The sequence below is a fragment of the Mangrovimonas sp. TPBH4 genome, from assembly GCF_001280505.1.
GTDB lineage: Bacteria > Bacteroidota > Bacteroidia > Flavobacteriales > Flavobacteriaceae > Mangrovimonas_A.
Genome location: NZ_LBIO01000058.1, coordinates 200,894 through 211,032, shown reverse-complemented (window position 1 = coordinate 211,032; position 10,139 = coordinate 200,894). Strand labels below are relative to the sequence as shown.

Below are 10,139 nucleotides of genomic sequence, written 5' to 3'. Positions count from 1 at the left end.
GGCTTAAATTAGTAGAAGTAAATTTTAATTCATCATACAATATATCATCAAAAATTTAAACCAAGTGTCTAACAAAATAATTTCATTAATATTATTGTGAAGCCAAAAATTAGCATTATAGTACCTGTATTCAATGTGGAAAAATACCTTCATAGATGTGTTGATAGCATAATAAATCAATCGTTTCAGAATTTGGAAATTATACTTATCAACGATGGCTCTTTGGATGGAAGTGGCCTCATATGTGATATTTATTCTCAATTGGACAATAGGGTTTTAGTTATCCATCAAAAAAACCAAGGATTAAGTGGTGCCAGAAATAGTGGTCTAAACATAGCTTCTGGAAATTATATAGGTTTTGTTGACAGTGATGATTGGGTTGAAAAAGATATGTTCAAAACCATGTTACAAGCATTAAAAAAATATGATGCGGATATTGTCGAATGTAACCTGCTAGAAACTACGGGCACAGTTCGCAGTTCTTTCAGATATGATAGTGTTTTAATAATAGAAGACAGGTTACAAGCTCTGAGAAGAATTGTCAAAAATCAAAATTTTTCAGTTTGGAGAAGATTATATACCAAAAAATCACTGGAAAACATATTTTTTGTTAAAGGGAAAAACTCAGAAGATGTTTATTTCACTTACCAAGTATTTAAACAAATTAAGAAATCAGTTTATTTATCAAGTAAATTCTACAACTATTTCATTGGAGATGAAAGTATCACAAGAGGAGCATATAAAATCAAAACATTAGATTCTATCGATGCGGCATTGTATCTATATGAAAGAGTCCAAAAAGAAGAAGATATAGAACTTAAACTCATTACTAGAATCTTCCTTTTAAAAATATTGCTCTATAATTACAAGATGCTTAACTATTATTCACTTATTGATGATTCCTTCAAACATAGGAAATTTATAAAAAATTTAATTATTGAAAATTATATACAGAAAAGCAACACTTCTTTTCAATTAACACTTGCCAGATTTCTTCCAATTACCGTTTTTGAATATCTTATTAGACTTTATTCTCAATTAAGGCCTTTGCATCAAAATCGTAATCAATTAATTTAGTTTTATATGTCTAGATTAAAAAAAACAATTAAAAATGCAAAAGTTGGCGTTTTCTTTTATCTCCTCACACTGTTTGTTCACTTCTTTTCTCGAAAAATATTTCTTGAAGGTTTAGGAGATGAGTTCATAGGACTAACTTCAACTCTACAAAGTATTTTAGGTTTTTTAAATCTTGCCGAATTAGGTATAGGCACAGTAATCGGTGTAACGTTATATGGACCTTTATTTCAAAATGACAAAAATGAAATAAATAAAATAACAGCTCTTATAGGATATTTATATAGAAAAATAGGCTTATGGATATTTTTATCAGGTTTAATTATCTCTATTTTCCTACCTATTATTTTTTCAGAAACGACAATAAATTTGCCGATTGTTTTTTTTGTTTTTTTTAGCTTTCTGACATCTTCACTATTAGGATACTTTGTTAATTACCATATTGTTATCCTACAAGCAGATCAAAAATCGTACATTGTTTCTTCCATTTATCAAACCGTTACAATAATTAAATTAATATCCCAATGCTTTCTTGTTTATTATTATCGAGCTTATTATTTATGGATTTTGCTAGAACTAGTATTTCCAGTTATATACGCATTATTATTAAGAAATAAAATAAAGAGAGAATATCCATGGCTCATACTAAATAATAAACAACCTAAGTCCATTCTAAAGGAATATCCAAAAACAATTATGTTAATCAAGCAAACTTTTATCCATAAAATAGCAAATTTCGTCCTTGGAGGAACAGACCATATTTTAATATTCGTTTTAGTCAACTTAAAAAGTGTTGCTTTTTTCGGTAATTATCAACTTATTTTTCAAAAAATAACCCAACTTACAAATAATTTTTTTGGAGGTATTGAAGCAGGGGTAGGCAATTTAGTAGCTGAAAATAATTACAACAATATACGCAAGGTGTTTTGGGAGATGATGTCTCTTCGATTTTTATTAGGTGGTTTTATGTGTATTAATCTTTATTTTTTAATAGAACCTTTTATTCTTATCTGGTTAGGGGAAAAATATATTTTAGATCAAGGCATATTAATACTAATGCTTGTAAACTTATTTATATCTCAAGTAAGAACACCTGTTGAAAATTTTAAGAATGCCTATGCTCTATTTTGGGATATTTGGGCTCCAATTGTAGAAGTAATACTTAATTTAAGTGTTTCATTGGTGTTTGGAAGACTCTGGGGCATTAAGGGAATAATGTTTGGAACCTTAACTAGCTTGGTGGTTGTTGTATTATTTTGGAAACCTTATTTTTTATTTAAGCATGGCTTTAAAAAGAATGTCTTGGAATATTGGAAAGGATTCATAAAGTTACTTCTTTCACTACTTTTTTCGCTCCTAATTATTGGAAGGCTAATTAACTATCTAAATCTGAACAGCATTATAAATTATCTTGATTGGTTTATATCATCAATTAAAATTAGTTTTCTTATTTTGATTGTATACGTCCCATTTCTTCTGCTTAATCAAGGATTTAGAGATTTGATTCAACGTTTCAACTCCCTATTGATAAAAAACTATTTAAAAAAATGAATAAAAAAACAATAGGATTTACTATTGGCAGTTTAAATGCCGGAGGAGCTGAACGAGTATTAACATCCCTTGCAAATGAATTGATAAAAAACTACAATGTTACTATCATAACACTTGTCCGTTGTGATTCATTTTACGAGTTACATCCACAGATAAAAATACGAAATTGTAATCTTGGTAGATCAGGAGCTCATAGCACATTTGATGCCATCAAAAAAAATATTCGTAAACTACAAAAAATAACCGAAATTGTAAACCAAGAAGGCATAGAGCTTTTAATAGGTTTTACTACTTCAATAAATGTTTTAACAGTTATTTCTTCTCACCTAAGTAAGATTCCTTCTATAATTAGTGAGCGTAATAATGCATTACTTGATCCTCCCAACAAATTTTGGAAAACACTTAGAAATATTACTTATAAATATGCGAACTTTTTGGTTGTACAAACATTAGCCAATAAAAGTTTCTATGCAAAAATAGTACCCAATGAAAAAATTTTTGTAATTAAAAACCCTATTGCACCAAGTTTGGCATCAAAAAGGTTAAAGTCTATAGATAAAAAAAAGAGCATCCTTACAGTAGGAAGGCTAGACTCCAATAAATCACAAGATTTATTAATCAAGGCCTTTTCAAATATTTCAGAAAATTACAATTGGTATCTTCAAATAGTTGGTGATGGAAAAAAAAAAGAGGATTACAAACAACTTGTTAAAAACCTTAATATTGAAAATCAGGTGTCTTTTCTAGGAAATGTAACTAATCTATATGATTATTACAATGATGCCTCCATATTTGTGTTAACATCTAAATCTGAAGGTTTCCCTAACACTTTAGCGGAAGCTCTTTACTTTGGAATACCTTGCATATCAACAAATTGCCCCCATGGTCCATCAGATTTAATTACTAATGGTATAAATGGATTACTAATAGAAGTAGATAATCAACAGATGTTAGAAAATGAATTAGAAAAACTTATTAATAATAAGAAATTGAGAAATAATATTAGCAAAAATGCTATTAAAAAAAGCCAACAATTAAATATTGATTTAATCATTGGATTATGGGAAAAACTTATAAAGGAAGTGTTATAATATTTATTATATAAAATTATAATCTAATCAAGCTATATTTTATTTTTTTTAATTATTTTACTGATTATTAATTTAATAATATCAATTTTCCCAATTACTAATGAACATAATAAGATTTGCAATAATTGCATTCAGCATCTGGAATCTTCCGACTTACCTTCTCGAAGTGTCAGGCGAAATGATGGGATCGTACAGCAGCTATATTATGTTTATTTTAATCATTGTTTATTATGTTTTATCACCTAAAATTCCCCCTAGTATTGCTTTTGTTGTTTTAGGTATTGCCTATTATTCAATTTCAGGACTTCAATATAATGGAGATTTCAAGCATTTCGCATTCAAATTCTTTAAATTTTTGGTTTTTGTTGTAGGTATGAGTGAACTTATATCTTTATGCAAAATCAAGCATCTCTATTTTTTCTTACTCATAGGAGCTGGCAGCATTATTATTAATGCCGTGTTTTTCCCTCACATTTATGGAAGATACAGTGGTTTTTATCTCAACCCAAACCTTGGTGCTCTAATTGCCTTAATAGGCTTTTGTTTTAGCTTCAATATTTCAAATAAATTATTAAGAATGATTGGTTTTGTTATTTTTATTTTAGCAGGAGTTCTAACCTTTTCAAGATTCTTTATAATTCTATGGATGCTATTGAGTTTATTTTCAATTTTTATAGATAAAAAAAATGCAGAAGTAATTGGGATTGGTGTCGGTAGTATGGTTATAGTTATAGCTACTTCTGCTTTTTTACAATTAAATACAGAGCGTTTTGAAGCCATCGAAAATATACTTGGAAATCATATTTCTCAAGGTTTAAGTGTCCTTGAAAAAGGTTCTAGGCAAGACACATGGTCTCTTTTTTATACTGACATTTTAGATAATGTTATATTTGGCAATGGTTTTTACTCTATGAGCGGAGAAAATGAGGCAAAAATAGGGGTTCACAATTCTATTTTATTGACTTTAGGTGAAGCAGGAATAATACCTTTTATTATTATCACCTACATTTATGCAAAGCTCTTAATAAACTTTTTACTGCAAATTAAAACTAATTTGTACTTAGGACTATTAGGGGTATCTTTAACTGCATATCTATTTGTTTCACACAATTTTTATGATAACTATGTCTTTTTATTCTTTTCTCTTTGGTTGTTCATAAAGTTAAGAAAGGACTATTTAACGGAATCAATTAAGATTTAAGCTAAATTCTAAAAAAATGGATTTAAAAATCTTTTCACCAACATATCTTGAACAAAGTAAATCTAAATATAAATACAGATTTTCTGTTTTCACACCAATTTACAATAGAGAAAACACAATTCACAGAGTTTTTGACTCTCTAGAAAACCAAACATTTAGAGATTTTGAACTTATATTAATTAATGACGGCTCAACTGATAATAGTCATAAAATTGTAAAATCTTTGATTGAAAAAGTAGATTTCCCAATTATCTATAAAAACAACCAAGAAAATAAGCATAAAATGGCTTGCTTTTTTGAGGCAATTAAATTGGCACGGGGTCAATTCCTACTAACTTTAGATTCTGATGATGAATGTACCCCAAATGCCCTAGAAATCTTAAATGATGAATACAATAGTATTCCAGAGAACTTAAAACATAATATAAGTGGTGTTACGTGTTTGTGCATGGATCAAAATCACAGGTTAGTAGGTTCTTTATTTCCTGAACAGCCTTATTATAGTAATACATTTGAACAATCATTTAAATTCCCAAATTCAGGGGAGAAATGGGGGTTTACAAAAAGTGATATATTAAAAAGCATTCATGTCAATAAGGACATCTTTTCAAAAGGCCTGATACCGGAAAGTTATATTTGGTGTTTAATTTCAAAACAAGGATTTAAAACAAAATATGTAAATAAAACTATTAGGATTTATTACCGAAATACTGTGAATCAGCTTTCTCAAGGAAATTACAAAAGCAATTCATTTGGATCAGTAATTTTTGCTATTTCTGTCCTTAATTGGTTTCATCAAGACTATTTTCCAAGTCAAATAAGAATCTTTCTTAAAAGAATTTATGTCCTACTGAGATCTTCAAATTATTTAAATTTCTCCAAAAAGGATTATATTAAATCCATTGACAACGACATCTTCAAATTGCTTTTTGCAACAGGTTGGTATTTTAGAAAAATAATCAAATAGCATTATGTGCGGAATCTACGGAACAACCATAAGATACAATAAAATGCAAATCAGAGACAAACTTGATAGAACTGCATTTAGAGGTCCTGATCAAACCGGGCAAGAATCTTATATTACTGAAAATTCTAATATTACACTAGGACATAACAGACTGTCAATCATTGATTTAGACCCTAGATCCAATCAACCTTTTACCTATTATGAAAAAATCCATATTGTATTTAATGGAGAGATTTACAACTTTAAAACTCTTAAAGATAAACTTTATACTAAAGGCTATAATTTTAATACTACAAGTGATACTGAAGTAATTTGTGCTGCTTATCTTGAATACGGCGAATATTGTGTCAATCATTTCAATGGGATGTTTGCCTTTGTAATTTATGACGAAAAAAAACATTGTTTTTTTGGGGCAAGAGACCGGTTAGGTCAAAAACCATTTTACTATTATCATAAAGGAAAGGAATTTGAATTTGCAAGTCAAATTTCTTCAATACAATTACACAACCAACGATTAACCGTCTCTAAAAAATCAATTAGCTTTTACTTGACTTGGGGGAATATTCCTGACCCACAATCCATTTTTAATGAAGTTAAAAAACTTAAAGCAGGCCATTCCTTTGTTTACAATATCCACTCAGGAAGTTTTAATACTAAAGCTTATTGGGATATAGATTGGAAGTTAACACATCCATTTAAAGGCACTTACCATGAAGCTAAAATGGAATTCAAAAACATTTTGATTGATGCTGTTCAAAGTCGCTTATTCGCTGATGTTCCTGTTGGAGTGTTTCTATCTGGAGGAATAGATTCTTCTTTAATTTCAGCAATTGCGACAAATTTTTCAACTTCAAAGACAAAAACGTTTTCAGTAAAATTTAATGAACAAGATTATGATGAAAGCCCATTTGCTCAAAAAATAGCAAACCACCTCCAAACTGATCACTACATTATTGAATGTGATTACAACGAAGGCCTTGATTTAATAGAGAATTTTCATTATTACTATGACGAACCGTTTGCAGACGCCTCAGCAATACCATCAATGCTACTTTCTAAGCACACAAGAAAGCATGTTACTGTTGCTTTGTCTGGTGATGGAGGAGACGAGAGTTTTCTGGGATATCATCGCTATAATTGGGTTAAAAAAAGTAGTTGGATATACTCAAGCGTCCCCCTACTTATAAGGAATGCTTCTTCAGAAATTCTAGACCTGTTTCCCAATTACAGATTGAAAACTATAGCCAAGGCTTTAAGAATAAAAAATGTAAACGAAGCATATCTAGGAATTATGTCTTCAATTGATTTAAGTTATATTAAATCAGAATTTGACACTAGAGATATTATAGAGAAAAAATACCTATATCATAGAGAAAAAAACCTATATGAAAGGATTTCTGATTTTGACATCAAAACCTACCTAAATTGGGACATTAACACTAAAGTAGATAGAGCTACAATGGCATATTCTCTCGAAGCAAGATCTCCCTTAATGGATCATAGGATTGTTGAATTTGCTAGATCATTACCTACTAATTTTAAGTTTGAAAAAAACAACCAAAAAAGAATACTTAAAGACATCCTCTATGAATATATTCCAAGAGAATTTTTCGATCGTCCCAAGGCAGGCTTTACAATGCCATTTCAAAAATGGTTTAGAGATGATTTAAAGGAATTTGTTTTAGACGAGCTTAATGATGAAGGTTTAAGCACTTTACCATGTATTAACATAAACAATGTAAAGATTAGGATTAATCAACACATGAATGGAACTTGGAACAGATATCCTATGATATGGTCCTTATTGGTTTTAAAACAATGGTTAAAGAATAACGGAACAGGCCTTACCATTAAATGAATGACTCTAAAATTGATATCCTATTTGTTTTACCCTCATTAAAAGCCGGTGGGGCAGAAAGAGTTATAAGTTTTATAGCAGCCAATTTGGATACAGCAAAATTCAACAGCATTTTAATCGTAATTGGAAGCGCTAAAGATTCTGTTTATAATACAGGTAATTTAAATGTCGTTTTTTTAAAACAAAAAAGAGTTCTCTTCGGAATCCCCTTTTTATTTAGTTATCTAATTACAAAAAGGCCCAATATTATTGTCGGCTCCATATCTCATGTCAACAGAGTAATTGTATTCCTCTCCTGCTTTCTTCCAAAATCTAAAGTAGTTGGACGAGAAGCAAGTGTGCCAAGTATCATGCAAAGATTTGCTTTAAAACAACACAGAATTAATATTCCTGTCCTAAAAAACTATCATAAGTATTTGAATGCCATTATTTGTCAATCACAGGACATGGCACTTGACTTACAAAACAATTTTAATATAGCAAAAAGTAAGATTCATGTAATAAATAATCCTATTACTGAAAACTTTGGCTTAAAAATTCAAAATTCTACTTACAACACAAAAAAAAAACTGATTACAGTTGGTAGGTTAAGTAAAGAAAAAGGACATCAAAGAATACTTGTAGCCTTATCTAAAGTAAATTTCGATTACCAATATACAATCATTGGAAGTGGACCAGAAAAGGATAGTATTTTTAAACTTGCTACAGAACTTGGAATAGTAAACAAAATATGCCATATCCCATTTACAAAAAATGTAGAAAACTTCCTGTTAGCAAATGATGTATTTATCCAAGGTTCTTATGTAGAAGGGTTTCCAAATGCCCTTTTGGAATGTTGTGCTGTAGGAACGCCAGTCATTGCCTTTAATGCCCCAGGGGGTACTAAGGAAATAATAATGAATGGCATTAATGGCTACATAGTTAATGATGAACTTGAGTTTACTGAAAAACTCCATTGCATGTTATTTGAAAAAGAATGGAACCATAAAAAAATAAAAGAATTAGCAGAAAAAAAATTCAATAAAGACAATATTTTAAAACAATATGAATCCTTGTTTTTAGAACTTACAAAAAGCTAGTTAATGAACATTCTCATTGTACTTCCAAATGACACTTTAGGTGGCGCTGAACAATACCTTAAAATGGTTGCTGACTATTTTAGGAATGAGAATGTGTTTATTTGTTTTCTAAATCAATTTAATAAGGGCCATTGGGAAGATTTATCAAACAATGTTCAACTTATTGGTTTATCGACTAAAAGTATGGCTCATGGAGTTTTAAAGCTTATTTCATTCGCAATTAATAAACCCATTGTTTACGATTACATCTTCACTTCTCACTTATATGTTAACGCTATGGTAGGTAGCTTGCTATCCTTTGGCATTTTAAAAACACAAATGTTTGTTGCTAGGGAATCTACCTCTGTGTTCCCTAGGTATCGTGGCTTTAAACTATCTTCTTATAAATTATCGTATGCTTTAGGATACAGAAATATGGACTTATTGATCTGCCAAACAGACAAAATGAAAACGCAACTTTTGGAAAATGTTGGCTATTTACAAAACAGAGTTCCTATAGAAACAGTGCCAAACCCCATAAACCTAAGCGTTTTAAAAAAAATGGGGGAAGAAGAACTTAATTTTAGATTTCCCAAAGAATATATCGTTTCTGCAGGGAGGTTCATTCCGGAAAAAGGGTTTGATCTATTAATTAAGTCCTTTTCAGAAATAAAAAAACAATTCCCTGCCTTAAAACTTATTATATTGGGAGATGGCCCTCTTAAGGAACAATTGAATAATGAAGTCGACAAATTAAATCTTTCCAAAGATGTTATTTTTACGGGATTTGTTAATAATGTTCACCCCTTCTTTAAGCATGCAAAATTATGTGTTGTTTCATCTAGACTTGAGGGGTTCCCTAATGTACTGCTCCAGATGATGTCTCAAAACAAACATGTGGTTTCCACAAAATGTGCTGGGGGCATTGAAGACATTGAAGGCGTCATTAAATCTGAAACTAATAGCCAAGAGAGTTTAACTAATGCTATTCTTGAAGGGCTTTCAAATTGGAATAATACGGAAGGTGAAATAGGATTTAATAATTATTTAGAGGAAAGAGATATTAAAAAATTTATGGTCAATATATTGAAAAAACATCTAAATGAATAAGCCTTTTCACTCTTCTCCATAAAAACACTTTTTTATGTCTTTATTTTTTTGAATTCAGAATGTTTATTTCCTAATATTTAGTAAATTAGACCTAACAAACCTAACTTATGAAGCCGTTCAAAACCATCAAAAAAACTACTTTTATTCTTTAACATTTTTTATGGTTAGCCTGCTATTTGCATGCTTGGTTTTTTTAGGACTTACAGTATTTCTTGATATCTGTAATTAG

The 10,139-nt window shown here is 29.8% G+C and carries 8 protein-coding genes; all 8 read left to right on the top strand.

The annotated features are described in order from the left end of the window. The first annotated feature begins 96 nt into the window (after nucleotides 1-96). Complete coding sequence (locus ZA05_RS15270; protein WP_053992545.1) at nucleotides 97-1,077, top strand: glycosyltransferase; 981 nt, start codon at nucleotides 97-99, stop codon at nucleotides 1,075-1,077. Nucleotides 1,078-1,083: 6 nt separating this feature from the next. Further along, nucleotides 1,084-2,625, top strand: coding sequence for a lipopolysaccharide biosynthesis protein (locus tag ZA05_RS15265; RefSeq protein WP_053992544.1), 1,542 nt, complete (start codon nucleotides 1,084-1,086; stop codon nucleotides 2,623-2,625). Next, nucleotides 2,622-3,716 carry a glycosyltransferase family 4 protein gene (locus tag ZA05_RS15260; protein ID WP_053992543.1) on the top strand — a complete coding sequence of 365 codons (1,095 nt, stop codon included), beginning with the start codon at nucleotides 2,622-2,624 and terminating at the stop codon, nucleotides 3,714-3,716. Before ZA05_RS15265 ends, ZA05_RS15260 begins: the two co-directional genes overlap by 4 nt. 100 nt (nucleotides 3,717-3,816) lie before the next feature. Next, a complete protein-coding gene (locus ZA05_RS15255) occupies nucleotides 3,817-4,917 on the top strand; it encodes a hypothetical protein (protein ID WP_053992542.1) in 1,101 nt (366 codons plus the stop codon). Between the two features lie 16 nt (nucleotides 4,918-4,933). Next, on the top strand, nucleotides 4,934-5,884 hold the full coding sequence (locus ZA05_RS15250; RefSeq protein WP_053992541.1) for a glycosyltransferase family 2 protein: 951 nt from the start codon (nucleotides 4,934-4,936) through the stop codon (nucleotides 5,882-5,884). Nucleotides 5,885-5,888: 4 nt separating this feature from the next. Next, nucleotides 5,889-7,742, top strand: coding sequence for an asparagine synthase (glutamine-hydrolyzing) (asnB, locus tag ZA05_RS15245; RefSeq protein WP_053992540.1), 1,854 nt, complete (start codon nucleotides 5,889-5,891; stop codon nucleotides 7,740-7,742). After that, complete coding sequence (locus ZA05_RS15240) at nucleotides 7,739-8,821, top strand: glycosyltransferase (protein ID WP_053992539.1); 1,083 nt, start codon at nucleotides 7,739-7,741, stop codon at nucleotides 8,819-8,821. The genes asnB and ZA05_RS15240 overlap by 4 nt, the downstream gene beginning before the upstream one ends. A gap of 3 nt (nucleotides 8,822-8,824) precedes the next feature. Beyond that, nucleotides 8,825-9,910 (top strand): glycosyltransferase, encoded by a 1,086-nt coding sequence (locus ZA05_RS15235; protein WP_053992538.1) that lies wholly within the window; start codon nucleotides 8,825-8,827, stop codon nucleotides 9,908-9,910. Nucleotides 9,911-10,139 lie beyond the last annotated feature (229 nt).

What these genes read in the sequence shown, in the direction of transcription:
- asnB (WP_053992540.1), top strand. Translation starts at nt 5,889, where the DNA reads ATGTGCGGAATCTACGGAACAACCATAAGATACAATAAAATGCAAATC.
- ZA05_RS15250 (WP_053992541.1), top strand. Translation starts at nt 4,934, where the DNA reads ATGGATTTAAAAATCTTTTCACCAACATATCTTGAACAAAGTAAATCT.
- ZA05_RS15235 (WP_053992538.1), top strand. Translation starts at nt 8,825, where the DNA reads ATGAACATTCTCATTGTACTTCCAAATGACACTTTAGGTGGCGCTGAA.
- ZA05_RS15255 (WP_053992542.1), top strand. Translation starts at nt 3,817, where the DNA reads ATGAACATAATAAGATTTGCAATAATTGCATTCAGCATCTGGAATCTT.
- ZA05_RS15265 (WP_053992544.1), top strand. Translation starts at nt 1,084, where the DNA reads ATGTCTAGATTAAAAAAAACAATTAAAAATGCAAAAGTTGGCGTTTTC.
- ZA05_RS15240 (WP_053992539.1), top strand. Translation starts at nt 7,739, where the DNA reads ATGAATGACTCTAAAATTGATATCCTATTTGTTTTACCCTCATTAAAA.
- ZA05_RS15260 (WP_053992543.1), top strand. Translation starts at nt 2,622, where the DNA reads ATGAATAAAAAAACAATAGGATTTACTATTGGCAGTTTAAATGCCGGA.